The following is a 26,771-nucleotide window of genomic DNA, read 5'->3' on the forward strand; positions in this document are numbered from 1 at the left end:
ATGACCTATATGGAGCAGCTGCAAGCCACGCTGCACGCCCTGGTCAAGGCAGGAGAAGCAGGGCGTCGGCATGCCGGCGCCATGCTTGATCCGATGAACGACGCGATCGGCCATGTACAGGGCGCGGTCGTCGTGCTGGAGGGGCTGCCAGTGGTTGGCCCGTTCATCGCCGCCAAACTCCAGCGCACGATGCGCGCGATCACGAATGCCCAGTCTCGGGTTGCCAAGGTAGCGGCCAGGTATGAGCAGACGCTGGCCGTGGTACGCCAGGTACGTGATCGCATCGATACCTTCGCCGGGCATATCGCCAAGGCCGGCACCGCCATAAAGCGGTTGGTAAAGGAGTTACCCTCGGCCGTCAACGGCATGCTGTCGACACTGGGCTTCGCGCCTGAGGCGACGCCGGCTGCCGAAGCTATAAAGCCGTTCCCGCACCTGCTGGTGCTGCAACCGCTCAAGGCGGGCGCGGCGCCTTACTACTTCAACCTCGACACCGCCGCCTTCGACCAGTTGCGCCGGCAGACTCGTTTCCGTTGGGCCGGCCAGGAGCGGCTGAGCCGCGACACCGCGCAGCAGGCGGTGAGCCTGGGTGAAGAGACCATCAGCATTCGAGGGGCGATCTTCCCCGGTTTCAAGGGTGGCCTTGGCCAGTTGCAGACACTGCGCAGCATTGGCCGCCAGTTGCTGCCACTGTCGTTGACCACTGGCTACGGCGAGGTGCTCGGTACCTGGTGCCTGACCAGCATCGAGGAAGAGCAGAGTGTCCTGCTGGCTGGCGGCATTCCGCGCAAACAAGGATTTTCACTGGAGTTCGTGAGCTATGGCCAAGACCTGCACAACGTCTGAGGGCGACCTGCTCGATACTCTCTGCCAGCACTATTACGGCCATCTTTCCGGCACGGTCGAGGCCGTGCTGGATGCCAACCAGGGGCTGGCGGACGAGGCGCAGCCGTTTCGCGCCGGGGTGAGGATCCTGTTGCCGGAACTGCCGATGACGACGAGCGAAACCTTGCAACTGTGGGACTGACATCGGAGCCTCAATCGTGCAACCCCAATTCCGTATCACCGCCGACGGCAATGACATCACCAACCTGATCAACGACCGTCTGCTGCTGCTGCGCACCACTGATAAACCTGGCCTCGAGTCGGACGAATTCGAACTGCGCATCGATGCCCGTGACGGCAACGTGGCGCTGCCGGCCAGGGGCGCGCTGCTGGAGGTGCACCTGGGCTACGCCGGCCAGCCTTTGAGCCGCCTGGGTCGCTACACCGTCGATGAGGTCGAGCTGTCGGGCCCGCCAGACACCCTGGTGATCCGCGGCAAGGCCAGCGACCTGCGTGGCAGCGGCAAGACCATCCGCAGCGGCAGTTGGGAGAATACGACGCTGCAGGGCATCGTCGCCGAGATCGGTGCCCGCAACGGTTGGCAGGCGGTGTGCCCGGTGGCCGTGCAGGTGCCGCGGATCGACCAGTACAGCGAGTCGGACTTCAACTTTGTCACCCGCCTGGCGCGCCTGCACGACTGCACCGCCAAGCTCGCCAATGGGCAGCTGCTGGTGCTGCCGCGCCAGGGTGGACATAGCGCCAGCGGCAAGCCGCTGGACGTGGTGGGCATTACACGCAACCAGGTCAGCCAGTGGCAGTTCCGCCTGGCCGACAAGAGCACCCACAAGGCCGTCAGGACCCGCCACCAGGACAGCGCCAGCGGGCGCCTGCAGGCGGTGGAGCTGGTCAATGGCGATGCCCCCGACGGCCTGCAGCCGGTCTACACCGACCGTCACCTGTACCCCAACCGGGCGGCGGCGGAACAGGCCGCCCGTGCCCGCCTGGCCAGCTTCAACCGCGACACTGCCAGCGTGCGCCTCGACATGCCTGGGCGCACCGACCTGTTCGCCGAGCGCGCCATCGATGTCCAAGGCTTCCTCGCCGGGCTCGATGGCCTTTACCTGATCGAGTCGGTCGAGCAGGTGTTCACCAGCAGTGGCTGGCGCACCACCGTGCAATGCAATGGTGGGCGCCAGGGCAAGGCCAGGGCCAAGGGCTCCGCGCCCAGGCGGGTGGGGACGCTCAATGCCTGAGGCGTGGTGGAGACGGTTTCCCGGTGCCTGCGGGCAAACGCGCTTCCTATAGTCGCTTCTTGCTACTCAATCGCGCTTCAGGATCACCGTCATATGTTCATCGACCTTCGCTGTGGCCAGTGCCGCAAGCTGCTGGCCCGCATCACCCCGGTTTCCGAGCTCCAGATCAAGTGCGGCCGCTGCCGTACCTTGAATCATGTGAAAGCCGCGCGCTTCGAGCCATCGCCCATGAGCGAGCCACTGGCGGCATTGGCTGCCGTTCGATCCGATCGCAATGGAGAATGCGCCGATGCCGCTCACTGAACAGCAACTCAAGCAGATCTACCCACTTGCCGGCGCGCGCGTCGCCACTTTCTTGCCGGCGCTGAACACGGCCATGGCCAACTGGGAGATCGACCACCCTAAGCGCATTGCCGCGTTCCTGGCCCAGGTCGGCCATGAGTCCGGCCAATTGCGCTATGTGAAAGAGCTGGGCAACGACAAGTACCTGGCCCGCTACGACACCGGCATCCTGGCCCTGCGCCTGGGCAATACGCCCGAAGCTGACGGCGATGGCCAGCGCTACTGTGGCCGTGGCCTGATCCAGGTGACCGGGCGTAACAACTACCAGGCCTGTAGCCGTGCGTTGTTCGGTGACGAGCGCCTACTGGCGCAACCGCAGATGCTCGAGCAGCCGCGCTGGGCCTGCGAATCGGCGGCCTGGTTCTGGCACTCGCGTGGGCTCAACGCCCTGGCCGACCAGGGTGAGTTCAACCGCATCACCCGGCATATCAATGGCGGCCTGAACGGTTTGTCCGAACGCCTCGAACTGTGGGCGCGGGCGCGGGAGGTGTTGTGCTGAGCCGCCTGCAACTGGCGGTGTGCATCGGGCTGATGGTGTTGTCTGCTGCCGTGGCCTGGCAGGCGCAGGGCTGGCGCCTTGGTCGCCAGCTGGCCACACAGGAACAAGCTCTGGTGCAGCAGCGCCTGGACCAGGCCGAGGCGCTGCACGGCATGCTGCTGGCCGAGCGCGAGCAGCGCCAGGGCCTCGAACAACGCCTGCACGACAATGAAGCGAAACATTTCCAGGAGTTGACCGATGCCCAGCACGCTCAGGCTCGCCTGCGTGACCGCCTTGCTACTGCCGATCTGCGCCTGTCGGTCCTGGTCGAGCGCGACACCTCCTGTGCCCCAGTGCCTGCCGCCACCGGCGCCGGCGGCGTGGATCATGGCCCCGTACGCGCCCGACTTGACCCGGCGCATGCTCGACGAATTGTCGCCATCACCGACGAGGGCGACCGTGGACTGATCGCCTTGCGGGCGTGTCAGGCGTATATCCGTGCACTGGCCCCCTGAGCGCTTGCCAGAAGGGGCGGGAGTGGTAGGGTAGGGCGCAGTCTTGCCAGGAGCCCACCATGGACCCGATCACTGTTCTCTCCACCCGCCTGGGTGAACACCTGCGGCGCTTCAATGCCCAGGTGACCACCGCCGAGTCCTGCACCGGTGGCGGCATCGCCGAGGCCATCACCCGTATCCCCGGCAGTTCGGCCTGGTTCGAGGCCGGCTACGTCACCTACTCGAATGCCCAGAAAACCCGCCAGCTAGATGTACCCGAAGCGTTGTTCGCCGAGGTGGGCGCGGTCAGCCAGGAGGTGGTCGAGGCCATGGTACGCGGCGCCCGGGCTGCCAGCGGCGCGCGCTTTGCGGTCGCGGTCAGCGGCGTGGCCGGCCCCGACGGCGGTTCAGCGGCCAAGCCGGTGGGCACGGTGTGGCTGGCCTGGGCCGACGGCGACCACGTGAGCAGCGAGCGGCGCCACTTCGACGGTGACCGCGAAGCGGTGCGGCGACAGACGGTGATCGCCGCGTTAGACGGCTTGTTACAGCTTGGCGCGGAGTAATTCGCCCGACGGGGGTTTGCGGAAACGAATCCCTGTGGAATAATACTGGCTACTTATACAGTTATTCCGGCCGTCAGGGCCACGTCGAACACGTGAGGATTTCAATGGACGACAACAAGAAGCGCGCCTTGGCTGCGGCCCTGGGTCAGATCGAACGCCAATTCGGCAAAGGCGCGGTCATGCGCATGGGCGACCACGAGCGCCAAGCGATCCCCGCCATCTCCACCGGTTCCCTGGGCCTGGACATCGCCCTGGGCATTGGTGGCCTGCCGAAAGGCCGTATCGTCGAGATCTACGGCCCGGAGTCTTCGGGTAAAACCACGCTGACCCTGTCGGTCATCGCCGAAGCCCAGAAGAACGGCGCCACCTGCGCCTTCGTCGACGCCGAGCACGCCCTGGATCCTGAGTACGCCGGCAAGCTGGGTGTCAACGTCGACGACCTGTTGGTCTCGCAGCCGGACACCGGCGAGCAGGCCCTGGAAATCACCGACATGCTGGTGCGCTCCAACGCCGTCGACGTGATCATCGTCGACTCCGTGGCCGCGCTGGTGCCCAAGGCCGAGATCGAAGGCGAGATGGGCGACATGCACGTCGGCCTGCAGGCCCGCCTGATGTCCCAGGCGCTGCGCAAGATCACCGGTAACATCAAGAACGCCAACTGCCTGGTCATCTTCATCAACCAGATCCGTATGAAGATCGGCGTGATGTTCGGTAGCCCGGAAACCACCACCGGCGGTAACGCCCTGAAGTTCTACGCCTCCGTGCGCCTGGACATTCGCCGTACCGGCGCGGTCAAGGAAGGTGATGAGGTGGTTGGTAGCGAAACCCGCGTCAAGATCGTCAAGAACAAGGTCTCGCCGCCGTTCCGCCAGGCCGAGTTCCAGATTCTCTACGGCAAGGGTATTTACCGCAACGGCGAAATCATCGACCTGGGTGTTTCCCAGGGCTTGGTTGAAAAATCCGGTGCCTGGTACAGCTACCAGGGAAACAAGATCGGTCAGGGCAAGGCCAACGCGGCCAAGTACCTGCAAGAGAACCCGGCCATTGGTAGCGAGATCGAGAAGCAGATTCGCGACAAGCTGCTGACCGCCGGTGCCGCCGCCGCTGCAGCAGCGGCCGCCAAGGCCGGTGCTGCCGAAGCCGATGCCGATGATCTGGCTGACGCCGACGCCGGTTATTGATCTGCCTCCATGTCTGTCGTACTCGACACCCCCGTCGCCGTTCGGCGGACAGCCATGGACCTGCTCGCACGCCGCGAGCATGGTCGCGTGGAGCTGACCCGCAAGTTGCGTCAACGCGGTGCTACCGATGAGTTGATCGAGCCTGCGCTCGATCGGCTTGCCGAGGAGGGGCTCCTCAGCGAGGCCCGCTACCTTGAAAGCTTCATACGCTATCGTTCCGGCTCAGGCTATGGCCCTGGGCGTATCCGTGAGGAGCTTGGTCAGCGAGGTCTGGACCGTGGCGATATCGACCAGGCACTGCGTGACAGCGAAGTGGACTGGGCGTTGCGGTTGAAAGAGGTGTGGCAGCGCAAGTTCTCGGGGCAACTTCCCCATGAACCACGCAGCCGCGCACAGCAAACGCGCTTTCTTGCCTACCGTGGGTTTTCCATGGAAATGATCGGCCGGCTGCTTAGCGGGCGCGATCTTGACGATTATTGAAGCGTGACCAGCATTGATGGCCCACATGGCTGACCCCGACCGGGGCCAGCCATGTGGGCCATTTTGCGTTCAGTTCACTCGCAAGGCCTCACGCGCTCGTTGGGTGGTGTGCATTGGCTGGGGTTTGGCCCAGTTCTCCGACAGGTTGATGAAGTCCACCAGTTCGCGCAGGCGACCCTGGTCACGGCCGTTGAAGGCGAAGGTCAGGCGTGTCAGGTGGCTGAAGTTGCCTTCTTCATGCTCCGCGCCACTGTCAGGCTGCTGGTGATACCTGCCGCTCAGGCGCAGGTCGGCAAAACCTTCCTCCACGTCATGCAGCGCGGCCTCGCTCAAGGGGTGATGCATGCGGATGACGAACTGGTTCTTCAACCATCGGCTGGAGTGGTAATTGCTGTAGAACTGGTTGATTTCCTCCACCGCCTCGTCGGCACTGTGCACCAGGCGCACCAGTTTGAGGTCGCTGGGCAGGATGTAGCGGTTTTCTTCCAGCTGGCGGCTGATGAAGGCCAGGGCGTCCTGCCAGAAACTACCGCCGGGCGAGTCGAGCAGCACCACCGGAACCAGCGGGCTCTTGCCGGTCTGGATCAGGGTCAGCACTTCCAGCGCCTCATCAAGGGTGCCGAAGCCTCCCGGGCAGAGCACCAGCGCATCGGCCTCCTTGACGAAGAACAGCTTGCGAATGAAGAAGAAATGGAACGGCAGCAGCTTCTCGGTGCCATTGACGGTGGCATTGGCATGTTGCTCGAAGGGCAAGGTGATGTTGAAACCCAGGCTGTGATCGCTGCCGGCGCCTTCGTGGGCGGCGGCCATGATGCCGCCTCCGGCGCCGGTGATCACCATCAGGTCGGAACGTGCCAGCGTTGCGCCGAGCTCCCGAGCCAGCGCATACATGGGGTGCTCCAACGGCGTTCGTGCCGAGCCGAACACGGTAACTTTGCGTCGCCCCTTGTAATGCTCGAGAGTGCGGAACGAATGGTCGAGTTCACGCAGGGCCTGCAGGGTGATCTTGGCGTTCCAGCGGTTGCGGTCGTCGTGGGCCATGCGCAGCACGGTCAGCAGCATGTCGCGGTACAGCGGCAGGTTGGGGCTGTTCGGGGCAACCAGTTGCAGTTGCTCGTCGATTTTGCTCAGGTCGATGCCGTGGTCCCTGAAATGGTTGAACAGCAGCTCGTTCGATTGGTAAGGCATTCAACGTCTCCTTCTGCAGCAAAACCTCTGACCGGGTCGATGGCAGGTCCCGGCCGCGACACTGCGTGTGTCGCTGGCTGCTGTGGCTCGAGTGTGCCCCCCGAGCGTTGCAGTAGGCCTTCAAGGCCATTGTTGCAGTGGCAGTTCCATCGCGTTGTCGTTGTTATGGGTACTCGTTATCAATCTAGACGCTGGGGCGCACTCGTGCCGCCACAGGCGTGCAATACCGCCTGTCAGACTGGATCCGATGATGGCAGCGCTTTGGTTAACTGGAGGCGGAAGAGTGATGCAGCGAGGTGGCGGTATGCACCGGCTGGTGATCGAGGTGGACGGGCAACTGTTGCAGTTGCTCGAGCGCGAGGCGAAGGTTCATCACCTGAGCCTGGAGGGGGAGTGCTTGCGTCGGCTGCAGGGGGGCGAGGGGCACTCGCCTTACCTGCTGGCACTGTTGGCGGAGTTGCGCGCCGATGATGAGCAGCGGCGCGCCAGAGGCAGCGATCAGGGTGCCTGAATCACTTTTTCTTGTTGCCAGCTGCGCAGCTGGCAGCGTCGAACGCCTGGTCCATGACCGGTTGGTTGGTCTTGTACACGGTGAAACGGTAGACCATCACGGCGCCCTTGGACATCAACTGGCGGTAACCATTGTTACGGCACACGCTGTCACCCAGCTGGCTGCGCACCTGCGCTGGGTTGGCCTGCATTCTCTGCGCATGCTCCTGGCGCACGCTCAGGTGATTGACCAGCGCCTTGCCTTCGACGGTATAACCCTGATCGAGGATGTCTTCGTTGATGGCCCGCGGGGTACCGATGCTGCTTTCCTTGGCGACCTTCTGCAGCATCTGGGTCAGCTCGTATTCCTGCTTGGAAGCAGCCTGGGCGGCCAGGGGCAGGGCGAGCAACAGGCTCAGGGTCGGGACGATAAGACGCAGCATGAATCTCTCCTGGTTCGATGACTGGCGCTTTGACCTGCGCCGGCGGGCGGCGTTCCATGAAACTGCTGGGGTTCCCCGGCCGCCTGAGCCGCTGATTATAAAGGAGCGGCCGTAGGGGCTGCACGGCAAATGACGTACGCTCTGGTAGACTCGCATTTTGTTTTTACCGAGTCGTCGTCGTGCCCATTCCATCTTCCTGCCAAGGCCTGCAGCCATGAGCCACGCGGTAGCGCGGCTGCGCGCCGAGCGCCTGGCGCGCAGCATCAAACCCTTTGTCGCCCGCGGCTCGCGAGCCGAGCGCTGCCCGGATTGCCGGGTGATCGCCACGCACTGCCTGTGCGCGTGGAAACCGCGGGTGCCGGCAGACGCCGGCATGTGCCTGCTGATGCATGACACCGAGCCACTGAAGCCGACCAACACGGGTTGGCTGATTGCCGACGTGATCGAGGACACTTCAGCCTTCGGCTGGCTGCGTACTTCGGTGGACGAAGGCCTGCTGGCGTTGCTGGACGATCCGCGCTGGCAGCCTTACATCGTCTTCCCCGGCGAGTTCGTCAAAGAGGACCGTGTGGTCAGCGAGGTGGTGCGTGAACCGGGCAAGCGCCCGCTGTTCATCCTGCTCGACGCCACCTGGACCGAGGCGCGCAAGATGTTCCGCAAGAGCCCCTACCTCGACCGTTTCCCGGTGTTGAGCCTGCAGGCCGAGCAGATGTCGCGCTACCGCCTGCGCCGCTCCAAGCGTGACGATCACTTCTGTACCGCCGAAGTCGCCGCCATGTGTCTTGAGCTGGCCGGCGACAGCCAGGCCTCACAGGCCCTGGATGCCTACCTGGATGTGTTCAGCCTGCACTACCTCAGCGGCAAGCGGCGCCTGGCGCTGGATGAGCAGGACGAGGTTCACCAGCGTTTGCATACCTTCCTATAGTCCAAGGGGCAGGCGCGGCGGATTGGTACATACTGTCGGGGCTGGCAGCCAGGGTAGGCGGGGACGACCGGGCAATTGGCTTGACCACCCGGGGCGTGCTCGGCATCCTTGGCGCCGCTTCGGGCACGACGAAGCTGCTGTTACCCCGGACTTCGCCGTGCCATCCCGGCCGGCGGCCCTGCCGTTCGCGCCATGAGTTGCCCGCCAGGCGTCTCCCGTACCCCCTGCGCCTGGTACAGAACAGGATCCCTAGATCGATGGCCACATACGAAATCCTGATTGCCGATGACCACCCGCTGTTTCGCAGCGCACTGCGCCAGGCCGTTACCCTCGGCCTGGGCCCGGATGTGCGCTTGGTCGAGGTGGCGAGCATCGCCGAACTGGAAACCAGCCTGACTGAAAAAGCCGACTGGGACTTGGTCCTGCTGGACTTGAACATGCCCGGTGCCTATGGTTTCTCCGGGCTGGTGCTGCTGCGTGGCCAATACCCGCAGATCCCGGTGGTGATGGTTTCGGCGCAGGAAGAGGCGGCGGTCGTGGTAAAGTCCCGCGAATTCGGCGCCAGCGGTTTCATCCCCAAGTCCAGCGAGCTGAGCAAGATCCAGGAAGCCGTGCGCAATGTGCTCGACGGCGATGTCTGGTGGCCGCCGCAGGCGTTCGAGAAGGTCGATGTGTCTGCCGAGGCCAAAGCCGCCAGCGAAGGTCTGGCCAGCCTCACCCCGCAGCAGTTCCGCGTGCTGACCATGGTCTGTGAAGGCTTGCTGAACAAGCAGATTGCCTATGAGCTGAGTGTGTCGGAGGCGACCATCAAGGCCCACGTCACGGCGATCTTCCGCAAGCTCGGCGTGCGCACCCGGACCCAGGCCGCGCTGTTGTTGCAACAACTTGAATCGGTTTCGGCCAGCTAAATCCCTGCGCCTTCACGCTTTTTTGACTGCGGTTGAACTAGCCTGCTGGCCTTTTTTCGGTGAAGTGACTGACACACATGTCGCCATTCAAGGGCCAGACCGGTCTCAAACGTATCTTCAATGCCGCCGGCTACTCGCTGGACGGCCTGCGCGCCGCGTTCAAGGGTGAAGCCGCGTTCCGCCAGCTGGTTCTGGTCAACGTGTTGTTGATCCCCACAGCCTTTTGGCTGCCGGTGAGCCGTGCCGAACGGGCGATCCTGATCGCTGTATGCTTGCTGGGGCTGATCGTCGAGTTACTCAATTCGGCGGTTGAGGCGGCCATTGACCGCATCTCTCTTGACCGTCATCCGCTGTCCAAGAACGCCAAGGACATGGGCAGCGCCGCTCAACTGGTGGCCATGAGCATGGTCGCGCTGGTCTGGGGCGTGATCCTGCTCGGCTGACGCTCAGGCGATCGGCGGCAGCACGATCTCGTCGCTGCGCTGCACGCCAGCGGTGAAACTGCGGCATAGCTCGAGGAACTCGCGCATGGCCGAGGTCTGGTACTTCTGCTTGTGCCAGATGAAATAAAACTGCCGCGACAGGTCCAGCGCCGGCGTCTCCACCGGCACCAGACTGCCGCGGCGGAAGGCGTCGCGCAGCGCCAGGCGCGAGATACAGCCGATACCCAGGCCCGACTCCACCGCCCGCTTGATTGCTTCGGTGTGTTCCAGTTCCAGGCGGATGTTCAGGTTGGCTCGATGATGGCGCATGGCCTGGTCGAAGGTCAGGCGCGTGCCTGAGCCCTGTTCGCGCAGGATCCAGGCTTCATGGGAGAGCTGCTCGATATCTGCATGACCGGCCTTGGCCAGCGGATGCTGCGGCGCGCAGAACACCACCAGCTCATCCTCTACCCAGGGCTGCACCTCCAGATCGGGGTGGTTGCAGTCGCCTTCGATTAGACCCAGGTCAATTTCGTAATGGGCAACCTGTTGCACGATATGCGCAGTGTTCTGTACGTGCAGCTTGACCTGGCTTTCCGGGTGCACCTGCATGAAGCTGCCGATCAGCAAGGTGGCCAGGTAGTTGCCAATGGTCAGGGTGGCGCCGACCGCCAGCGAGCCGAACCCCGACTTGCCGTTGAGCAGGTCTTCGATTTCCTTGGCCTGGTCGAGCAGGGCCACGGCCTGGGGCAACAGTTGATGGCCCAGGGCATTGAGGCTCAGGCGTTTACCGGCACGGTCGAACAACTGGCAGCTGGACTGGCGCTCCAGTTCGGTGATCGAGGTGCTCGCTGCCGATTGCGACAAGGCCAGTACGCCCGCAGCCCTGGACACACTCTGGTGCTGGGCGACGGCGACAAAGACCTGGAGCTGACGAAGTGTGAATCGCATATCTATATAACCGATAACACATATCTTGATAATTCAGTTAACAGATATTGTCGCTGCCCCTAAACTATCGCGCAACTGCGCGTCTTGCGCGCGCCGCGTTTTCCTTCAGGAGCCCCATCGATGAGCAACATGAACCACGAACGTGTCCTCAGTGTGCACCACTGGAACGACACCCTGTTCAGCTTCAAGTGCACCCGTGATCCGGGCCTGCGCTTCGAGAACGGTCAGTTCGTGATGATCGGCCTTCAGCAGGACAGCGGCCGTCCGCTCATGCGCGCCTACTCCATCGCCTCGCCGAACTGGGAAGAACACCTGGAGTTCTTCAGCATCAAGGTGCCGGATGGTCCGTTGACCTCCCAGCTGCAGCACCTGAAGGAAGGCGACGAGATCATCATCAGCAAGAAGCCCACTGGCACCCTGGTGCTGGATGATCTGAACCCGGGCAAGCACCTGTACCTGTTGAGTACAGGCACTGGCCTGGCGCCCTTCATGAGCGTTATCCAGGACCCGGAAACCTACGAGCGTTTCGAGAAGGTGATCTTGGTACACGGCGTTCGCTACGTGAACGAAGTGGCCTACCGCGAGTTCATCACCGAACACCTGCCGCAGAATGAGTTTTTCGGTGAGTCCGTGCGCGACAAGCTTATCTACTACCCGACCGTGACCCGTGAGCCGTTCGAGAATCAGGGCCGCCTGACCGATCTGATGCGCAGCGGCAAGCTGTTCAGCGATATCGGCCTGCCACCGATCAACCCGCAGGACGACCGCGCGATGATTTGCGGTAGCCCGAGCATGCTCGATGAAACCAGTGAAGTGCTGGATAGCTTTGGCCTGAAGATCTCCCCACGCATGCGCGAGCCGGGTGATTACCTGATCGAGCGAGCGTTCGTCGAGAAGTAAAGCCAGCGGCTTGAAAGAAAAACGCAGGCTTGGCCTGCGTTTTTTTATGCCTGGCATGTGCGCCTTATCGACGCTACATCACTCCGGGGCCACCTCCAGCACCCGGATCACATCCGGTTGCGCATAATGCCATCGCACCTGCACATCCCAGAACTTCACCCCATATACCCGCTCGGGCGGCGGCACCTGGTAGGCAGGTCGTGGGTCCTGGGCCAGGCACTGTTCGATCAGCTCGACCAGCGGTTCGCCCAGGCGCAGTGCGTGGGTGTGGGCCTGAGGCAGTGCGCCCTCGCTCCATTGCACGCTGATCGGCTCCGGTGCCTCACTGGCCATCAGGTTCGATGCCTCGGTGACGCTGTCCGCATACGGCACATAAGGCTTGATATCCAGCACCGGGGTGCCGTCCAGCAGATCGATCCCCGACAGCAGCAGGCGCCCCGGTTCGACTCCCTCCAGACGTACCACCGACTGGCCGATGCCGTTGGGCCGATGGGTAGCACGGGTGGCGAACACCCCCATGCTCTTGTTGCCGCCCAGGCGCGGTGGGCGCACCTTCAGGCGTGGCCTGTCTTCCAATGCCTGGTGGAACAGGAACAGCAACCACACATGGCTGACCTGTTCCAGGCCTTCGACGGCATCGCCCTGGTCAAAGGGCGGCAGCAGCTCCAGCACGCCACGGGCGGCCGGCGCCAGCTGGGGCTGGCGCGGGATGGCGAACTTCTCCTTGAAACAGGAGCGAACGATGCCGACCGGCGAGACGGTATGCTGCATCCTGGCTCAGCCGCGCACGCGAAGGGTCAGGCCCTTGAGGAAGTTGCGCAGCAACTGGTCGCCGCAGGGGCGATAGTTGTCATGGCCGACCTTGCGGAACAGCGCACTCAGCTCCGGTTTGGACACCGGGAAGTCGACGGACTTGAGCACCGCGTGCAGGTCGTCCTCCTTCAGCTCGAAGGCCACCCGCAGCTTCTTGAGCACGGTGTTGTTGGTCACCGGCACTTCGATCGGCTGCGGCGGGCGGCTGTCGTCGCGGCCTCGACGGTGAATCACCAGGCCGTCGAGGAAGTGCGCCATGACCTTTTCCGGGCAACGCACGAAGCCGGGTTCCTCTTCCTTTTTTACATAGGTGGCGATGGCCTCGACGGAAACCTCGAGGCCCGAGAGCTTAATGATCTCGGCCATTTTCTGGTCGTTGGCCTTGAGCATGTAGCGCAGGCTGCGCAGTACATCGTTGTGGTTCATTGCAGCGAATCCTGTTCTGTTGCCGCGTCAGTCATTGCGCGGCGGTAATGCTAGAAGCGTTCTGTAGCGGCCACGTAGCGCCATTGGCCCAGCGGCAGCTTGCCCATCGACACCCCGCCAAGGCGGATGCGGCGCATCGCCAGCACCTTGAGGCCGGCGGTTTCGCAAAGCTGTTCGATCAAGCCCGGTTGTGGGTTCTTCAGCACGATGCGCAAGTGTTGCTCGTTCTGCCAGCTGGCCTTGGCCTTCGGCAGTTCGACACCCTTGCGCTCCACGCCACGGGCCAGGCGCTCGAGGGCGCCGGGTTTGGCTTCACCACTGACCTGGACGATGTATTCCTGCTCCATGCGGCGCAGGTCGGCCTCGAGCTTGCGGGTTACCCGCCAGTCCTGGGTGAACAGCTGCAGGCCACTGGCGCCGGGCAGCAGCGGGACGATGCAGGCCTGTCGGGCGAAATGTCCATGCAACGGACGCACGCCCTCGCGGTGCGCTTCGCTGAGGCTGGCCATGCTGATGCTGGCCAGGGCGCTTGCGCTGTTTTGTCCGGCCTGCTGGTTGAGCAACAGGGTGACCGGTTCGAGGGAATCGGCACGAGCGCCCGGCAGCAGCTCGACCTGCTGTTCGGTGATTTTGAACTGGGGTTGTTCGACCACCACGCCATCGACCGTGACCCAGCCACCCTCGATGTACAGTTCGGCCTCGCGGCGGGAACAGCTAAGCTGTTCAATGAGGCGTTTGGAGAGACGAATGGGTTCGGACATGGACACGGGCATCACGCGGTAGGGAAAGCCTTCATTGTACCTGCCTGGGCGAGGTAGCGGCTGCAAATCGATGTCATTTGCGCCATTTCGGAGCGGGGTAGTGGTTTCCTGGGCTTGCGTACTAGGACGTTGTACGAACAAGCCTCATATGTAGTAGGGGATAGGGCTGCCCTAGGCCGTCGGTTTCCGAGCGGCCATAGATCTCGAAGCCTTCATGCAGGTAGAAACCCAGGGCTTGCGGGTTCTGTTCGTTGACGTCCAGGCGCTCGGCGTTCAATTCGTGCACTGCGTGGCGGAGCAGGCGCCGCCCGATGCCCTGGCCACGATGTTCGGGCGCGACGAAGAGCATGTCCACCCGGCCGTTGGCCACCCCGGCAAAGCCGAGGATGCGCCGCTTGCTGTCCTTGCAGCAGACCAGCATCACGGCATCCAGGTACTTGCGCAGCACGTGTTCGCGCAACAGCACGATGTAGCCCTCGGGGAGAAAATCGTGGGTGGCCCGCACCGACGCCTCCCACACCCGGACCAGCTCGGGATAATCGCTCAGATGAGGCGTGTGCAGCGTGACGATGGGCGACATCCTGTGATCCTCGGTGCCATTGAGGAAAACATAGATGCAAAAAAATACCCCGCCAGCTGGCGGGGTATTTTCAGGCGAGTTTCGCTCAAATGGGCTCGGCCCACATGTCGTACTCGTCGGCGTCGACGATGCGGCAGCGGACCTTGTCGCCCGGCTTGAAGCCGTGGTCGCCGTCGATGAACACGCTGCCGTCGATCTCCGGCGCGTCGAAGAAGCTGCGGCCCACCGAGCCCTGCTCCTCGACCTCATCGATCAACACCTCGATTTCCTTGCCGATACGCAGTTGCAGGCGAGCAGTGCTGATGGCCTGCTGGTGGGCCATGAAGCGGTCCCAGCGATCCTGCTTGACGTCGTCCGGCACCTCTTCCAGGCCCAGGTCGTTGGCCGGGGCGCCTTCGACCGGCGAGTACTGGAAGCAGCCGACGCGGTCGAGCTGGGCTTCGGTCAGCCAGTCGAGCAGGTACTGGAAGTCTTCCTCGGTTTCGCCGGGGAAACCGACGATGAAGGTCGAGCGGATTACCAGCTCAGGGCACTGTTCGCGCCAGTTCTTGATGCGCGCCAGGGTGCGGTCTTCGAAGGCCGGGCGCTTCATCGACTTGAGCACCTTGGGGCTGGCGTGCTGGAACGGGATGTCCAGGTACGGCAGGATCTTGCCGGCGGCCATCAGCGGAATCACGTCGTCGACGTTCGGGTACGGGTAGACATAGTGCAGACGCACCCAGGCACCCAGGCTGCTCAGCGCCTCGCACAGCTCGAGCATGCGGGTCTTGACCGGGCGGCCGTTCCAGAAGTCGGTCTTGTACTTGACGTCCACGCCGTAGGCGCTGGTGTCCTGGGAGATCACCAGGATCTCCTTGACGCCGGCCTTGACCAGGCGCTCGGCCTCGCTCAGGACTTCGCCGACCGGGCGGCTGACCAGCTTGCCGCGCATCGACGGGATGATGCAGAAGCTGCAGCTGTGGTTGCAGCCTTCGGAAATCTTCAGGTAGGCGTAGTGACGCGGGGTCAGCTTGACGCCCTGGGGCGGCACGAGGTCGATCAGCGGGTTGTGGTCCTGGCGCGGTGGCACTACTTCGTGCACGGCATTGACCACCTGCTCGTACTGCTGCGGGCCGGTGACCGACAGCACGCTGGGGTGCACGTCACGGATGCTGCCTTCCTCGACACCCATGCAGCCGGTGACGATGACCTTGCCGTTTTCCTTGATGGCTTCGCCGATCACTTCCAGCGACTCGGCCTTGGCGCTGTCGATGAAGCCGCAGGTGTTGACCACCACCACGTCGGCATCCTCGTAGGTAGGCACGACTTCATAGCCTTCCATGCGCAGCTGGGTCAGGATGCGCTCGGAATCGACCAGGGCCTTGGGGCAACCCAGGGAGACGAAGCCGACCTTTGGGGTGGCGGGAGTGGTGGACATGGCTAACCTCGGTATTGAATACAGGTCGCCCGGTCGGTAACGGGGGCGATCCTGGCGGGCGCTTTCGGCGCCTCTGATCAAAAAGTGCGCAATTCTAGCGAGCACAAGGTCGCTTTACCAGCAGAAATACGACGAACGCTGCGCTATGCTTCGCGCCGTTGCGCCGGGGTATCCGGGAGGGTCCGGCGCGGGTAGGCATTCAACCGGTCTAACAGGCCGTCTGCGGGAGTGGTCGATGGTTCAGGCAAGCAGTCATGCCGAAGGCGGGCACGCGGGGAAGCAGGGAGCGGCACGACCGCTGGGCCTGCTCGTGGCGGCCGTTGGGGTGGTTTATGGCGATATCGGCACCAGCCCGCTGTACACCCTCAAAGAGGTCTTTACCGGCGGTTATGGCGTACAGGTCAACCATGACGGGGTGCTGGGCATCCTGTCGTTGATCCTCTGGTCGCTGCTGTGGGTGGTTTCGTTCAAGTACGTGATGTTCATCCTGCGTGCCGACAACCAGGGCGAGGGCGGCACCATGGCCCTGACCGCGCTGGCGCGGCGGGCCACGGCGCAGTATCCGCGGCTGCGCATGCTGATGGTCGGCTGCGGCCTGATCGGCGCCTCGCTGTTCTACGGCGACAGCATGATCACCCCGGCGGTGTCGGTGCTGTCGGCGGTGGAGGGCATGGGCCTGGCGTTCGAGGGTATCGATCACTGGGTGGTGCCGATTGCGCTGGTGGTGCTGGTGGCGCTGTTTCTGGTGCAGAAGCATGGCACCGAGAAGATCGGCAAGGCCTTCGGCCCGATCATGGTCGCCTGGTTCCTGGTGCTGGCAGCGCTGGGCGTGCATGGGATCTCGCAGAGCCCGGAGGTGCTGAAGGCGTTCAACCCGGGTTGGGCCTTGAACTTCTTCATCGTCCACCCCGGCATGGGCGTGGCCATCCTTGGTGCGGTGGTGCTGGCGCTGACCGGCGCCGAGGCGCTGTACGCCGATATGGGCCACTTCGGCCGCAAACCTATTGCCCGCGCCTGGTTCGCCCTGGTGCTGCCGGCGCTGGTGCTCAACTACTTCGGCCAGGGCGCCATGCTGTTGCAGAACCCCGAGGCGGCACGCAACCCGTTCTACCTGCTGGCGCCATCCTGGGCGTTGCTGCCGCTGGTGGGCCTGGCGACGATGGCCACGGTGATCGCCTCCCAGGCGGTGATTTCGGGGGCCTTCTCGCTGACTCGCCAGGCCATCCAGCTGGGCTATGTGCCGCGCATGCAGATCCAGCACACCTCCAGCGACGAGCAGGGGCAGATCTATATCGGCGCGGTGAACTGGGCGTTGATGGTCGGCGTGGTGCTGCTGGTGATCGGCTTCGAGTCCTCCGGCGCCCTGGCGGCGGCCTACGGCGTGGCAGTGACCGGCACCATGCTGATGACCACCATCCTGGTCTCGGCGGTCATGCTGCTGCTGTGGAAGTGGCCGCCGGTATTGGCGGTACCGCTGCTGCTGGGCTTCCTGTTCGTCGACGGGCTGTTCTTCGCCGCCAACGTGCCGAAGATCGTGCAGGGCGGCGCTTTCCCGGTACTGGCGGGTATCGTGCTGTTCGTGTTGATGAGTACCTGGAAGCGTGGCAAGCAGATCCTGGTCGAACGCATCGATGAAGGCGCGTTGCCGTTGCCGCTGTTCATCAGCAGCATCCGCGTGCAGCCGCCGCATCGGGTCGAGGGCACTGCGGTGTTCCTGACCGCGCGCTCCGATGCCGTTCCCCACGCGCTGCTGCACAACATGCTGCATAACCAGGTGCTGCACAGCCAGGTGGTGCTGCTGACGGTGGTCAGCGAGGACCGGCCGCGGGTGCCGGAGCATGAGCGTTTCGAGGTGGAGGCCTATGGTGACGGGTTCTTCCGGGTGCTGCTGCACTTTGGCTTCATGGACGAACCGGACGTACCGGCGGCGCTGAAGTTGTGTCACCTGGATGAGCTGGACTTCAGCCCGATGCGCACCACCTATTTCCTCAGCCGGGAGACGGTGATCGCCTCGCGCCTGGAGGGGATGTCGCGCTGGCGCGGGAACCTGTTCGCGTTCCTGCTGAAGAATGCCAACGGCAACCTGCGGTTCTTCAACCTGCCACTCAATCGGGTGATCGAGTTGGGGACGCAGGTCGAGATCTGATGGCACAAACAACGCGGGGCAAGCCCGCTCCCACAAGGCTTGTGTGATCCTTGTGGGAGCGGGCTTGCCCCGCGATGGGCCGTAAAGCGGCCCCTTTCCCTATCATTTCTCAGCGACGTTGGCCTTTCCCTGGCGGGTCTCGATCTCACCGATCAGACGCTTGGCCAGCGCCGGGTAGTTTTCGTCGAAGTGGTGGCCGCCAGGCAGTTTCATGCGCTCACCCACGGCGGTCTTGTCGGTGCAGCCGCTCTCGTCAGTCTCTTCCACGCCATAGATGCACACCACCTTCGCCGCCGGCAACCTGGCCATCTCCGGCCCGGTTGGGGCTTCCTGGCCTTCCTTGCCGAGCCAGCCTTCCACCTCGATCTCGAAACTGCCACTGCGGGCGAATGCCAGCAGGATCACCGCATCGATGCGCTTCTGGTCGTCTGCGGACAGGCGGTTATAGATAGCCGGCAGCACGTCGGCGCCGAACGAGTAGCCGGTCAGCACGAAACGCTTGGTACCCCATTTCTGGCGGTAGTGCTGCATCAGCTCGGAGAGATCGGCGGCGCTTTGCTCCGGGGTCTTGTGCTGCCAGTAATAGCGCAGGGTGTCGATGCCGACCACCGGGTAGCCAAGCTTGGCCATCTCGCCCGCTACATCGCGGTCCAGGTCGCGCCAGCCGCCGTCGCCGGAAAGGAACAGGGTGACGGTGTCGGTGGTCTGCCCGGCCGGGACTTCCACCACCGGGATGGCCAGGGCGTTGCCATCGTGACCGACCAGGGCCTGGGTCAACTGCGCCTTGAGTACCTGGGGCAGGTGGATGTCGTAGTCGGCGATGCTGGTCTCGGCGTTGGCCTGGTCGCGCACGAAGGCGGCGCTGGCGTCATCCGGGTTGTCGTTCCAGGCCACATTCCAGTGGCCATGGGCGGCGGACTTGGGCAAGGCGGCCTGGCAGCCGGGCTGCTCGACGGTGAAATCCACCGAGATGGCTCGTGCCTTGTCGTCGCCTTGCGCGGCCAGCCAGCGCCAGGCCTGGGCGGCGCCTGGGCCGATACCGGCAACCAGGGTCGGTTTGTCGGCCAGTCGAGCGAGGGCCTGGTCCATCGCGGCCTGCTGCTTGGCGCAGTCGGCCGGCGGCAGGACCACCTGCACCAGCTGGGCCTCGCCGGCCTGGCTGAGGTCGAGCAGTTGCTTGTCGGTCAGGGCCTGGTCCTGGGGCACGCCGATGGCCACCCAGGCCTTGGCATGCACGCCGGGAGTGGCGCGGGTCAGGGCGCTGCCGTCGTCGAGCGTGAGGTGCTCCAGACGTGCCTCGGGGGCCGGGCGGGTCCACAGCCAGAAGGCCGCGCCACCGGCCAGCACGGCCAGCAACAGAGGAATCAGTACGTACAGCCAATAGCGTCGGATCATCAACGTTTCACCAATCCAGTCAGGCCGCCAGCGATCAGGGCGGCGGTGTCAGCCAGTGCCACCAACGGGTCGAGCCCGGCTGGCACGGCCATGTAGCGGGGTTCCCAGTCCGGCTGGAACTTGTCCTTGAAGCGCCGCAGGCCCTGGAAGTTGTAGAGCTGTTCGCCGCGCTGGAACACCATCGAGCCCAGGCGCTGGGTCAAGGGGGCGCCACGCCGCGGCTGCAAGCCTGAAAGGGGGACCATGCCCAGGCTGAAGCGGCCGTAGTCGTGGCTTTTGTAGTGCAGGATCAGACCGACCATCATGAACTCCATGGTCAGCTTCGGAGCTTCCGGATGCGCGCGCATCAGGTCGAGGCTGGCCAGCTCGTTGCTGTGGGTCTCCAGCAGGTTGGCGAAGGCCACCGGGCGGCCCTGGAAGCGGATCAGCGCGATACGGAAATGCTGCAGGTACTCGGGGCTGAAGCGGCCGAGGGAGAAACCTTTTTCGCGCACGTTCTTGCCGCTCAGCCAAGCGTCGGAGATCTCCTTGAGTGCCTCCAGCGGGGCGTGACCAGGCTCATGGATCTCCAGGGCCAGGCCGTCGCGGCCGCCGCGGTTCCAGGTGTAGCGCAGGTCCTTCATCTCCTTGCCCTTGGCATCGATATCGAAGCGGCGCAGGTCGACCCGCGCTTCCTCGCCGAGCTTGATCGCGGTCAGGCCGATGTCCATGTAGAAAGGCAGGTTCTCCGCACGCACCTGGTAGAACACCGGGCGGGCATGGTGCAGGTCGCACAGGTCGCGGAACTGCCAGATCATTTCGGCGCGTTCCTGGGCCGGGCCGATCGGGTCGTACAGGGCTACCAGGCTGCGGCCGCGACGGGCATACATCAGGAAGGCGTTGTCGTTGGGGTGGAACAGCAGCGCCTTGTCACCGGTCAGGGCCAGCCCGCCATCGGGCTGGTCGGAGGCGAGCAGGATGCGATTGGCGCGCTGCAGCTCGTCTTCGCTGGGCAGATGGATCACGGGCCGGGCGGTGCGCAGCAGCCAGGTCAGGGCGACGATCACCAGCAGCACGGCGCTGCCCAGCGCGGCGCGCAAGCCCCGCGGCGCATCGGCATCAAGGGTGAACTGCCACCACAGCTTGTGGGTGTAGGGCACGTCCTGGTAGGCGAACAGCAGCAGCCATACCGAGGCGCCGACCACGCAGGCGCTGGCCACCAGGTACACCGGCGAGAACGGCAGCTCCAGCAGGCGGCTGGGACGGTAGAACGAGCGGCGGAACAGGGCGAGCAGAGCAGCGGTGAAGCACATCAGGCTGGCTTCTTCCCAGTCGAAGCCCTTGAGCAGCGACAGCACCGCGCCCACCAGCAGCAGCACGGTGGTCAGCAGCCAGGCAGCCGACAGGCGCCGGCGCAGGCCCTGGGCGAGCAGCAGGCAGAGCACGCCGATCAGGCTGGCGCCGAAGTGCGAGGCATCGATCAGGCGGTGTGGGATCAGGAAGCCCATGTGCTCCAGACGGCTGTCGATCTCCGGGGTAGCGCCGGAGAACAGCAGCACCACGCCGGAAAGGAACACCAGGATCGCCAGCACCGGCGCGGCCAGGCCCGAGGCTGCGCGGATCGCCTGCTGGGCGACCATCAGCCGGCGGGCTTCGTTGGCCAGCAGCAGTACGCAGGCCACGAGCAACGGCAGCACCACGTAGATCAGCCGGTACAACAGCAGGGCGGCCGCCAGTGGCGCCGCGCCCAGCTGGTTGGCGAACGCGGCCAGCAGGATCGCCTCGAACACCCCGACGCCACCCGGCACGTGGCTCAGCACCCCGGCGGCGAGGGCAAGCAGGTAGACCAACACGAACGCGCCAAAGGGTGGGGCTTCGGGCAGCAGCAAATAAAGCACGGTGGCCGCGGCGGCGACATCCAGGGCGGTGATCAGCAGTTGCAACGCAGTCAGGCGCGCGCCTGGCAGGCGCAGGGTGCGGCGCCCGAACTGCACCAGCAGGTTGTCGGCCAGCGGCTGCTCAGGCAGGCGACGGCGGTACAGGCCCATGACCAGGGCGACCGCCGCGACCAGCACGGCGATGGCAATCCCGCCCAGCAGCGGCGCAGGCAAGCGCAGCGCCGTTGCCGCTGCCGGCAGGTCGCTCAGGGTGGCCAGTGCCGCCAGCGGCGGCAGCGCGCAGCCCAGCGAAAGGCTGGCGAACACCGTCATGCGCGCGACCTCTGCGGCGCCCAAGCCTTGACGGGCATAGAGGCGATAACGCACCGAGCCACCCGACAGCATCGACAGGCCTATCGCGTTGCCAATGGCGAAGGCGCTGAAGCCACCGAGCACCAGAGTGCGGGGTGGTAGTTGCACGGCGGCATAGCGGCTGGCCGACCATTCGTAACCGAGCAGGATCACGAAGCCGACCAGCGTGGCCAGCAGCGCGCCGAGCAGCGACTGGGTCGGTACGCTGAGCATCGCATCATGCAGGGCGTAGATATCCAGTTCGCTCAACAGATGGCGGCAGGCAATCAGGCCCATGGCGAACAACAGCAATGTCAGCGCCAAACCCAGCGGCTGACGGTACTTGCTCAGGCGTTCCAGCCAGGGCAGGCGCTGCGCCGCCGCCGGCAAGGCCGTGGTCAACGGTGCCTGGGGCTCGGGAGTGGGGGCGGTCATGGAGTGCCTCGTGCGCAGCGCGCGAGGTGAAGGCAAGGTGCGGCCAAGTGAAAGTCCCTTTGGAAAAACGTATCCGAATATTACTCCGCGCCGGCGGCTTAATCTGTTTCAGGATAGTTAAAGATAGTTCATTCAGCCGTCTACAAGGGCTGGAACCAGGGCTTGGCGAGGAGGAATCGAAAGGGTAGGGGCTGAATGCAACAAACCCCGCACTGTCTTGCGACAGGCGGGGTTTGTTCTGACGAATATGGTTGCGGGAGCCGGATTTGAACCGACGACCTTCGGGTTATGAGCCCGACGAGCTACCAGGCTGCTCCATCCCGCGTCAGAGGGGCGAATTCTACGCATTTGCCATGGCTTGTCAAGGCTTGATATGACTTTGGTTGCGATTGGAAAACTGCGGCCAATAAAAAAGGCCACTGCGTGAACAGTGGCCTTTTCTTGAATCTGGTTGCGGGAGCCGGATTTGAACCGACGACCTTCGGGTTATGAGCCCGACGAGCTACCAGGCTGCTCCATCCCGCGCCTGTGGAATCGAATTCTACGGATTTCCCAACCGCTGTCAAGCGTTACTACTTGATTTTTCGTGGGTTTTTCTTTCGGTGTGAATATAGAGGCAATAAAAAAGGCCACTGTATGAACAGTGGCCTTTTCTTGAATCTGGTTGCGGGAGCCGGATTTGAACCGACGACCTTCGGGTTATGAGCCCGACGAGCTACCAGGCTGCTCCATCCCGCGCCTGTGAGATCGAATTCTACGGATTTTCCCTTGCCTGTCAAGCATTTCCTCAAGAAAAACCTTTTTCGTTCAAACCCTTAGCGTGCCAGATCGCGCCGCAGCGCAGTGGCGACGGGGCTTGCAGGCCGATTGTCCGGTCCAGGCTGTCTCGTCCGTTGGCGGTACGGTAATATCTGTATGAATTTACAGTAGTGGCTGTCATCCATGTCCTTGCGCAAGATCATCCACATTGATTGTGACTGCTTCTACGCCGCCATCGAGATGCGCGATGACCCGCGCCTGGTCGGTCGCCCCATGGCGGTGGGTGGGCAGCCAGGTCAGCGTGGCGTGATCGCCACCTGCAACTACGAGGCGCGCGCCTATGGCGTGCGTTCGGCGATGGCATCGGGGCATGCCATGAAACTGTGCCCCGACCTGGAAATCGTCAAGCCGCGTTTCGAGGCTTACCGTGAGGCGTCCCGCGAGATTCACGCGATCTTCCGGGACTACACCGAGCTGATCGAACCGCTGTCGCTGGACGAGGCTTACCTGGATGTCAGTGACAGCCAATGGTTTGCCGGCAGCGCCACGCGGATTGCCGAGGACATTCGTCGTCGGGTCGCCCAACAACTGCATATCACGGTGTCCGCAGGCGTGGCGCCGAACAAGTTCCTGGCCAAGATCGCCAGCGATTGGCGCAAGCCCAATGGATTGTTCGTCATTACCCCTGACCAAGTGGAGGAATTTGTCGCGGCTTTGCCGGTTGCCCGCTTGCATGGCGTTGGCAAGGTGACGGCGGATAAGCTTTCGCGATTGGGGATCGATACTTGCCTGTCATTGCGCGACTGGTCGAGGCTGGCGCTGGTGCGCGAATTTGGCAGCTTCGGCGAGCGCTTGTGGGGGCTGGCGCGAGGGATCGACGAGCGTGCGGTGCACAACGACAGTCGGCGGCAGTCGGTCAGTGTCGAGAACACCTACGACCATGACTTGCCTGACCTGAGCAGTTGCCTGGAGAAGCTGCCTGACCTGCTCGCCAGTCTGAATGAGCGGATTGCGCGCATGGATAGCAGCTATCGGCCCGACAAGCCTTTCGTCAAGGTCAAGTTCCATGACTTCAGCCAGACCACGCTGGAGCAGGCGGGGGCGGGGCGAGACCTGGAGAGCTACCGGCAGTTGCTCAGCCAGGCGTTTGCCCGAGGTGGCAAGCCGGTGCGGTTGCTGGGAGTAGGGGTGAGGCTGCGGGACCTGCGTGGGGCGCTTGAGCAGTTGGAGTTGTTTCGGGACATATAAAGAAGAAGGGGCCGCACAAGCGGCCCCTTCTCGTTTTACTGCACGCCCGGATCGGCAACCAGTCGCCCGGTGGCCTTTGTCAGTGCCTGCAGAAACTCCTGCTGCAGCTCAGGATCGTTGCGCGTCAGTTCGATCAGGCTCTGTTCGAGTTCGCTGGCCTCTTCTTCCAGGCCCAGTTCCGACAGGCGCTTGACCCGATGTACCCACTGGCCGACATCGTCGTCCTCGAGGTCATCGAAAATCAGCTCGTGGGCCTCGAGCAACTTGCCACGCAAATTGCCGCTGACCAGCAAGCTGGCATCGCCTCGTACCTGGTTTTCCTCATCCACCACCTGCAGGTGCAGGGTGCCGATATGGTTGAGGTTCTGCTCGGAGAACGGGCTGTCGAGCAGGTTCAGGCGCAGTACGCCATGCTTGTCGGTGGTCAGCTCGTGGGTCATCTTGCCAGCCTTGACCTCGACCAGGCGCTCGTTCCACGGCAGGCTGATGGACTCTTCGCGCTTACCTTTCTCGACTTCGTCGATGCCCGCCAGGTTCTGCTGGGCACGGCCGTTGGACGGTACGTTCATGAACGGGTTGACGCCCGCCACGCCATAGCTGAGCCAGTCGTGGGTGATGCTGTCCGGCAGGTTGCCCAAAGCGAACACATTGGCCACGTTGGCGCTGATGCCCGCCACCACAGCCACCGCGCCCAGCGGGATCTCGTAGATCTCCCGCCAGGGTTGGTAAGGGGTGTAGCGGTCGTAGCGGCGGGTGACTTCGAACTCGGTGACTTCGAAACGCTTGAGCTCATGAATGCGCACGCGCCGCTGCGGAAGCTCCATCACCTTCGGCTCGCCGACATCGATCTGCAGACTGTGCTCGAGCAGTTTGCGCTCGACGCGCTCCTCATGATCGCTGCGCTGGGACATCTGGTTGGCGCAGCCGCCGAGGAGCAGGGCGCCGCACAGTGCGGCGCCCCCCAGGGTGTAGGTACTTCGCTTGGACATGATCACTCGCGTAACGGGTTATCAGCGGCGGATGCGGGCCTGCAGGAAGGTCAGCACTTCATTGAGCGGCAGTGCCTGGGCCTCCGACTCGGTGCGGTGCTTGTACTCCAGGTTGCCATCGGCCAGGCCGCGGTCGCTGACGACGATGCGGTGTGGGATGCCGATCAGCTCCATGTCGGCGAACTTGATGCCGGGGCTGGTCTTCTTGTCGCGGTCGTCCAGCAGGACTTCGAAACCTGCGGCGGTCAGTTCGGCGTAAAGCTTGTCGGTAGCCTCACGGACCACATCGGTTTCGTAGCGCAGCGGCACCAGGGCGATCTGGAACGGGGCCAGGGCGTCATTCCAGATGATGCCCTTGTCGTCGTGGTTTTGCTCGATGGCGGCGGCGACCACGCGGGACACGCCGATGCCGTAGCAACCCATCGACAGGACTACAGGCTTGCCGTTCTCACCCAGCACCTGGCACTTGAGTGCTTCGCTGTACTTGGTGCCGAGCTGGAAGATGTGGCCGACTTCGATGCCGCGCTTGATCACCAGGGTACCCTGGCCGTCCGGGCTCGGGTCGCCCTCGACCACGTTGCGCAGGTCAGCGACCTGTGGAACCGGCAGGTCGCGTTCCCAGTTCACGCCGAAGTAGTGCTTGTCGTCGATGTTGGCGCCGATGCCGAAGTCGCTCATCAGGGCGACCGAGCGGTCGATGATGCACTCCAGCGGCAGATTCAGCGGGCCGAGGGAGCCTGCGCCGGCACCGATGGCGGCACGCAGCTCGGCGTCGGTGGCCATCACCAGCGGGTCGGCGACCTGCTCCAGCTTGGTGGCCTTGATTTCGTTGAGCTCGTGGTCGCCACGGACGATCAGCGCGACCAGCTTGCCTTCCTCGGCACCGTGCACGATCAGGGTTTTTACGGTTTTCTCGATCGCCAGGCCGAAGTTTTCCACCAGTTGCGCGATGGTCTTGGCGTTCGGGGTGTCGACCAGGCGCAACTCTTCAGTCGGCGCCGGGCGCACGGTTTCGCGGGGAATGGCTTCGGCTTTCTCGATGTTGGCGGCGTAATCGGAGCTGTCGCTGAAGATCACGTCGTCTTCACCGGAGGAGGCGAGCACGTGGAATTCGTGGGAGTAGCTGCCACCGATCGAACCGGTGTCGGCCTGCACCGGACGGAAGTCCAGGCCCAGGCGGGTGAAGATGTTGGAGTACGCCAGGTGCATGCGGTCGTAGGTTTCCTGCAGGGAAGCCTGGTCGGCATGGAAGGAGTAGGCGTCCTTCATGATGAACTCGCGGCCGCGCATCAGGCCGAAGCGCGGACGGATCTCGTCGCGGAACTTGGTCTGGATCTGGAACATGTTCAGCGGCAGCTGCTTGTAGCTGGACAGCTCGTTGCGCGCAAGGTCGGTAATGACCTCTTCGTGGGTCGGGCCGACGCAGAATTCGCGCTGGTGGCGGTCTTTCAGGCGCAGCAGCTCGGGGCCGTACTGCTCCCAGCGGCCGGATTCCTGCCACAGTTCAGCCGGCTGGATGCTCGGCATCAGCACCTCGAGGGCGCCGGCGGCGGTCATTTCCTCGCGTACCACGGCTTCGACCTTGCGCATTACCCGCAGGCCCATTGGCAACCAGGTGTACAGGCCGGAGGCCAGCTTGCGGATCATGCCGGCACGCAGCATGAGCTGGTGGCTGATGACCACTGCATCGGCCGGGGTTTCTTTCTGGGTGGCGAGCAAATATTGACTGGTGCGCATGGTGAGCCGTGTCGAT

The 26,771-nt window shown here is 63.8% G+C and carries 28 protein-coding genes and 3 tRNA genes; 16 read left to right on the plus strand and 15 right to left on the minus strand.

The window, feature by feature from the left end; translation table 11 throughout:
* The 9 genes from LU688_RS06595 (at position 1) to recX (ending at position 5,616) form a co-directional block, all read left to right on the plus strand.
* Positions 1–846, plus strand: a complete 846-nt coding sequence (locus LU688_RS06595) for a phage tail protein (protein WP_094010104.1) — start codon at positions 1–3, stop codon at positions 844–846.
* A complete protein-coding gene (locus LU688_RS06600; protein ID WP_023628890.1) occupies positions 821–1,027 on the plus strand; it encodes a tail protein X in 207 nt (68 codons plus the stop codon). Before LU688_RS06595 ends, LU688_RS06600 begins: the two co-directional genes overlap by 26 nt.
* 16 nt (positions 1,028–1,043) lie before the next feature.
* Complete coding sequence (locus tag LU688_RS06605; RefSeq protein ID WP_094010103.1) at positions 1,044–2,078, plus strand: phage late control D family protein; 1,035 nt, start codon at positions 1,044–1,046, stop codon at positions 2,076–2,078.
* Between the two features lie 93 nt (positions 2,079–2,171).
* Positions 2,172–2,381: a Com family DNA-binding transcriptional regulator gene (locus LU688_RS06610; protein ID WP_023632757.1), complete on the plus strand. Its 210-nt coding sequence runs from the start codon at positions 2,172–2,174 to the stop codon at positions 2,379–2,381.
* Complete coding sequence (locus tag LU688_RS06615; protein WP_094010102.1) at positions 2,368–2,919, plus strand: glycoside hydrolase family 19 protein; 552 nt, start codon at positions 2,368–2,370, stop codon at positions 2,917–2,919. The genes LU688_RS06610 and LU688_RS06615 overlap by 14 nt, the downstream gene beginning before the upstream one ends.
* A 32-nt stretch (positions 2,920–2,951) precedes the next feature.
* On the plus strand, positions 2,952–3,413 hold the full coding sequence (locus LU688_RS06620) for a lysis system i-spanin subunit Rz (RefSeq protein WP_232888111.1): 462 nt from the start codon (positions 2,952–2,954) through the stop codon (positions 3,411–3,413).
* Positions 3,414–3,472: 59 nt separating this feature from the next.
* Positions 3,473–3,955: a CinA family protein gene (locus LU688_RS06625; protein WP_038705579.1), complete on the plus strand. Its 483-nt coding sequence runs from the start codon at positions 3,473–3,475 to the stop codon at positions 3,953–3,955.
* Positions 3,956–4,059: 104 nt separating this feature from the next.
* Positions 4,060–5,136 (plus strand): recombinase RecA, encoded by a 1,077-nt coding sequence (recA, locus tag LU688_RS06630; protein WP_028690616.1) that lies wholly within the window; start codon positions 4,060–4,062, stop codon positions 5,134–5,136.
* A gap of 9 nt (positions 5,137–5,145) precedes the next feature.
* A complete protein-coding gene (gene recX / locus LU688_RS06635) occupies positions 5,146–5,616 on the plus strand; it encodes a recombination regulator RecX (RefSeq protein WP_094010101.1) in 471 nt (156 codons plus the stop codon).
* A gap of 69 nt (positions 5,617–5,685) precedes the next feature.
* On the opposite strand, the gene LU688_RS06640 is transcribed toward recX, so the two are convergent.
* On the minus strand, positions 5,686–6,804 hold the full coding sequence (locus tag LU688_RS06640) for an LOG family protein (protein WP_160290800.1): 1,119 nt from the start codon (positions 6,802–6,804) through the stop codon (positions 5,686–5,688).
* Positions 6,805–7,108: 304 nt separating this feature from the next.
* Here LU688_RS06640 and LU688_RS06645 point away from each other — a divergent pair, with 304 nt between their 5' ends.
* On the plus strand, positions 7,109–7,315 hold the full coding sequence (locus LU688_RS06645; RefSeq protein ID WP_031315330.1) for a hypothetical protein: 207 nt from the start codon (positions 7,109–7,111) through the stop codon (positions 7,313–7,315).
* A gap of 1 nt (position 7,316) precedes the next feature.
* On the opposite strand, the gene LU688_RS06650 is transcribed toward LU688_RS06645, so the two are convergent.
* A complete protein-coding gene (locus LU688_RS06650; protein WP_023631047.1) occupies positions 7,317–7,736 on the minus strand; it encodes a quorum-sensing-regulated virulence factor family protein in 420 nt (139 codons plus the stop codon).
* 214 nt (positions 7,737–7,950) lie between these two features.
* Here LU688_RS06650 and LU688_RS06655 point away from each other — a divergent pair, with 214 nt between their 5' ends.
* The 3 genes from LU688_RS06655 to LU688_RS06665 all read left to right on the plus strand — a co-directional run bounded on the left by LU688_RS06655 (position 7,951) and on the right by LU688_RS06665 (position 10,012).
* Positions 7,951–8,661, plus strand: a complete 711-nt coding sequence (locus tag LU688_RS06655) for a tRNA-uridine aminocarboxypropyltransferase (RefSeq protein WP_094010099.1) — start codon at positions 7,951–7,953, stop codon at positions 8,659–8,661.
* Between the two features lie 257 nt (positions 8,662–8,918).
* A complete protein-coding gene (gene erdR, locus LU688_RS06660) occupies positions 8,919–9,569 on the plus strand; it encodes a response regulator transcription factor ErdR (RefSeq protein WP_023631045.1) in 651 nt (216 codons plus the stop codon).
* A 77-nt stretch (positions 9,570–9,646) separates the two neighbouring features.
* Complete coding sequence (locus LU688_RS06665; RefSeq protein WP_023631044.1) at positions 9,647–10,012, plus strand: diacylglycerol kinase; 366 nt, start codon at positions 9,647–9,649, stop codon at positions 10,010–10,012.
* Between the two features lie 3 nt (positions 10,013–10,015).
* Here LU688_RS06665 and finR read toward each other — a convergent pair whose 3' ends face one another.
* A complete protein-coding gene (finR, locus tag LU688_RS06670) occupies positions 10,016–10,942 on the minus strand; it encodes a LysR family transcriptional regulator FinR (RefSeq protein WP_023631043.1) in 927 nt (308 codons plus the stop codon).
* Positions 10,943–11,062: 120 nt separating this feature from the next.
* On the opposite strand from finR, the gene fpr reads away from it, so the two are divergent.
* On the plus strand, positions 11,063–11,842 hold the full coding sequence (gene fpr / locus LU688_RS06675; protein ID WP_011535180.1) for a ferredoxin-NADP reductase: 780 nt from the start codon (positions 11,063–11,065) through the stop codon (positions 11,840–11,842).
* 78 nt (positions 11,843–11,920) lie between these two features.
* Here fpr and tsaA read toward each other — a convergent pair whose 3' ends face one another.
* The 5 genes from tsaA to rimO form a co-directional block, all read right to left on the minus strand.
* Positions 11,921–12,613 carry a tRNA (N6-threonylcarbamoyladenosine(37)-N6)-methyltransferase TrmO gene (tsaA, locus tag LU688_RS06680; RefSeq protein WP_094010098.1) on the minus strand — a complete coding sequence of 231 codons (693 nt, stop codon included), beginning with the start codon at positions 12,611–12,613 and terminating at the stop codon, positions 11,921–11,923.
* Positions 12,614–12,619: 6 nt separating this feature from the next.
* A complete protein-coding gene (locus LU688_RS06685; protein ID WP_094010097.1) occupies positions 12,620–13,081 on the minus strand; it encodes a YehS family protein in 462 nt (153 codons plus the stop codon).
* A 50-nt stretch (positions 13,082–13,131) separates the two neighbouring features.
* A complete protein-coding gene (locus LU688_RS06690; protein ID WP_160290799.1) occupies positions 13,132–13,842 on the minus strand; it encodes an rRNA pseudouridine synthase in 711 nt (236 codons plus the stop codon).
* Between the two features lie 121 nt (positions 13,843–13,963).
* Complete coding sequence (locus tag LU688_RS06695; RefSeq protein ID WP_160290798.1) at positions 13,964–14,422, minus strand: GNAT family N-acetyltransferase; 459 nt, start codon at positions 14,420–14,422, stop codon at positions 13,964–13,966.
* A gap of 85 nt (positions 14,423–14,507) precedes the next feature.
* The gene (rimO, locus tag LU688_RS06700; RefSeq protein WP_031315328.1) at positions 14,508–15,839 is read right to left on the minus strand and encodes a 30S ribosomal protein S12 methylthiotransferase RimO; all 1,332 of its coding nucleotides are present in this window, start codon (positions 15,837–15,839) and stop codon (positions 14,508–14,510) included.
* A gap of 235 nt (positions 15,840–16,074) precedes the next feature.
* Here rimO and LU688_RS06705 point away from each other — a divergent pair, with 235 nt between their 5' ends.
* Positions 16,075–17,985 (plus strand): potassium transporter Kup, encoded by a 1,911-nt coding sequence (locus LU688_RS06705; protein WP_023631037.1) that lies wholly within the window; start codon positions 16,075–16,077, stop codon positions 17,983–17,985.
* Positions 17,986–18,087: 102 nt separating this feature from the next.
* Here LU688_RS06705 and LU688_RS06710 read toward each other — a convergent pair whose 3' ends face one another.
* From LU688_RS06710 to LU688_RS06730, 5 genes are all read right to left on the minus strand, one after another.
* The gene (locus LU688_RS06710; protein WP_094010095.1) at positions 18,088–19,380 is read right to left on the minus strand and encodes a virulence factor family protein; all 1,293 of its coding nucleotides are present in this window, start codon (positions 19,378–19,380) and stop codon (positions 18,088–18,090) included.
* A complete protein-coding gene (gene mprF / locus LU688_RS06715; protein WP_160290797.1) occupies positions 19,380–22,022 on the minus strand; it encodes a bifunctional lysylphosphatidylglycerol flippase/synthetase MprF in 2,643 nt (880 codons plus the stop codon). Before mprF ends, LU688_RS06710 begins: the two co-directional genes overlap by 1 nt.
* A gap of 248 nt (positions 22,023–22,270) precedes the next feature.
* Positions 22,271–22,347: transfer RNA gene (locus tag LU688_RS06720), tRNA-Met, on the minus strand.
* Between the two features lie 123 nt (positions 22,348–22,470).
* Positions 22,471–22,547, minus strand: a tRNA-Met gene (locus LU688_RS06725).
* Positions 22,548–22,683: 136 nt separating this feature from the next.
* Positions 22,684–22,760 (minus strand) — tRNA-Met (locus LU688_RS06730).
* A gap of 210 nt (positions 22,761–22,970) precedes the next feature.
* Here LU688_RS06730 and dinB point away from each other — a divergent pair.
* Positions 22,971–24,029 carry a DNA polymerase IV gene (dinB, locus tag LU688_RS06735; RefSeq protein WP_167335925.1) on the plus strand — a complete coding sequence of 353 codons (1,059 nt, stop codon included), beginning with the start codon at positions 22,971–22,973 and terminating at the stop codon, positions 24,027–24,029.
* Between the two features lie 35 nt (positions 24,030–24,064).
* Here the strand turns inward: dinB and LU688_RS06740 are convergent, their stop codons facing one another.
* Both LU688_RS06740 and LU688_RS06745 read right to left on the minus strand, forming a co-directional pair.
* Entirely contained in the window at positions 24,065–25,018 is a 954-nt protein-coding gene (locus LU688_RS06740) for a hypothetical protein (protein ID WP_031314425.1), read from the minus strand.
* A 21-nt stretch (positions 25,019–25,039) separates the two neighbouring features.
* Positions 25,040–26,755, minus strand: a complete 1,716-nt coding sequence (locus LU688_RS06745; protein ID WP_038705582.1) for a proline--tRNA ligase — start codon at positions 26,753–26,755, stop codon at positions 25,040–25,042.
* Between the last annotated feature and the right edge of the window lie 16 nt (positions 26,756–26,771).

It is taken from the genome of Pseudomonas soli, from assembly GCF_021283165.2.
GTDB lineage: Bacteria > Pseudomonadota > Gammaproteobacteria > Pseudomonadales > Pseudomonadaceae > Aquipseudomonas > Aquipseudomonas soli.

Bases quoted from the DNA above. Each gene is read 5' to 3' on its own strand.
- LU688_RS06740 (WP_031314425.1), bottom strand. From the start codon at position 25,018: ATGTCCAAGCGAAGTACCTACACCCTGGGGGGCGCCGCACTGTGCGGC.
- LU688_RS06595 (WP_094010104.1), top strand. From the start codon at position 1: ATGACCTATATGGAGCAGCTGCAAGCCACGCTGCACGCCCTGGTCAAG.
- recX (WP_094010101.1), top strand. From the start codon at position 5,146: ATGTCTGTCGTACTCGACACCCCCGTCGCCGTTCGGCGGACAGCCATG.
- mprF (WP_160290797.1), bottom strand. From the start codon at position 22,022: ATGACCGCCCCCACTCCCGAGCCCCAGGCACCGTTGACCACGGCCTTG.
- LU688_RS06645 (WP_031315330.1), top strand. From the start codon at position 7,109: ATGCACCGGCTGGTGATCGAGGTGGACGGGCAACTGTTGCAGTTGCTC.
- finR (WP_023631043.1), bottom strand. From the start codon at position 10,942: ATGCGATTCACACTTCGTCAGCTCCAGGTCTTTGTCGCCGTCGCCCAG.
- LU688_RS06705 (WP_023631037.1), top strand. From the start codon at position 16,075: ATGGTTCAGGCAAGCAGTCATGCCGAAGGCGGGCACGCGGGGAAGCAG.
- LU688_RS06620 (WP_232888111.1), top strand. From the start codon at position 2,952: ATGGTGTTGTCTGCTGCCGTGGCCTGGCAGGCGCAGGGCTGGCGCCTT.
- LU688_RS06640 (WP_160290800.1), bottom strand. From the start codon at position 6,804: ATGCCTTACCAATCGAACGAGCTGCTGTTCAACCATTTCAGGGACCAC.
- LU688_RS06655 (WP_094010099.1), top strand. From the start codon at position 7,951: ATGAGCCACGCGGTAGCGCGGCTGCGCGCCGAGCGCCTGGCGCGCAGC.
- LU688_RS06650 (WP_023631047.1), bottom strand. From the start codon at position 7,736: ATGCTGCGTCTTATCGTCCCGACCCTGAGCCTGTTGCTCGCCCTGCCC.
- rimO (WP_031315328.1), bottom strand. From the start codon at position 15,839: ATGTCCACCACTCCCGCCACCCCAAAGGTCGGCTTCGTCTCCCTGGGT.
- LU688_RS06690 (WP_160290799.1), bottom strand. From the start codon at position 13,842: ATGTCCGAACCCATTCGTCTCTCCAAACGCCTCATTGAACAGCTTAGC.
- LU688_RS06695 (WP_160290798.1), bottom strand. From the start codon at position 14,422: ATGTCGCCCATCGTCACGCTGCACACGCCTCATCTGAGCGATTATCCC.
- LU688_RS06600 (WP_023628890.1), top strand. From the start codon at position 821: ATGGCCAAGACCTGCACAACGTCTGAGGGCGACCTGCTCGATACTCTC.
- fpr (WP_011535180.1), top strand. From the start codon at position 11,063: ATGAGCAACATGAACCACGAACGTGTCCTCAGTGTGCACCACTGGAAC.
- tsaA (WP_094010098.1), bottom strand. From the start codon at position 12,613: ATGCAGCATACCGTCTCGCCGGTCGGCATCGTTCGCTCCTGTTTCAAG.
- LU688_RS06745 (WP_038705582.1), bottom strand. From the start codon at position 26,755: ATGCGCACCAGTCAATATTTGCTCGCCACCCAGAAAGAAACCCCGGCC.
- recA (WP_028690616.1), top strand. From the start codon at position 4,060: ATGGACGACAACAAGAAGCGCGCCTTGGCTGCGGCCCTGGGTCAGATC.
- LU688_RS06615 (WP_094010102.1), top strand. From the start codon at position 2,368: ATGCCGCTCACTGAACAGCAACTCAAGCAGATCTACCCACTTGCCGGC.
- erdR (WP_023631045.1), top strand. From the start codon at position 8,919: ATGGCCACATACGAAATCCTGATTGCCGATGACCACCCGCTGTTTCGC.
- LU688_RS06665 (WP_023631044.1), top strand. From the start codon at position 9,647: ATGTCGCCATTCAAGGGCCAGACCGGTCTCAAACGTATCTTCAATGCC.
- LU688_RS06625 (WP_038705579.1), top strand. From the start codon at position 3,473: ATGGACCCGATCACTGTTCTCTCCACCCGCCTGGGTGAACACCTGCGG.
- LU688_RS06710 (WP_094010095.1), bottom strand. From the start codon at position 19,380: ATGATCCGACGCTATTGGCTGTACGTACTGATTCCTCTGTTGCTGGCC.
- LU688_RS06610 (WP_023632757.1), top strand. From the start codon at position 2,172: ATGTTCATCGACCTTCGCTGTGGCCAGTGCCGCAAGCTGCTGGCCCGC.
- LU688_RS06685 (WP_094010097.1), bottom strand. From the start codon at position 13,081: ATGAACCACAACGATGTACTGCGCAGCCTGCGCTACATGCTCAAGGCC.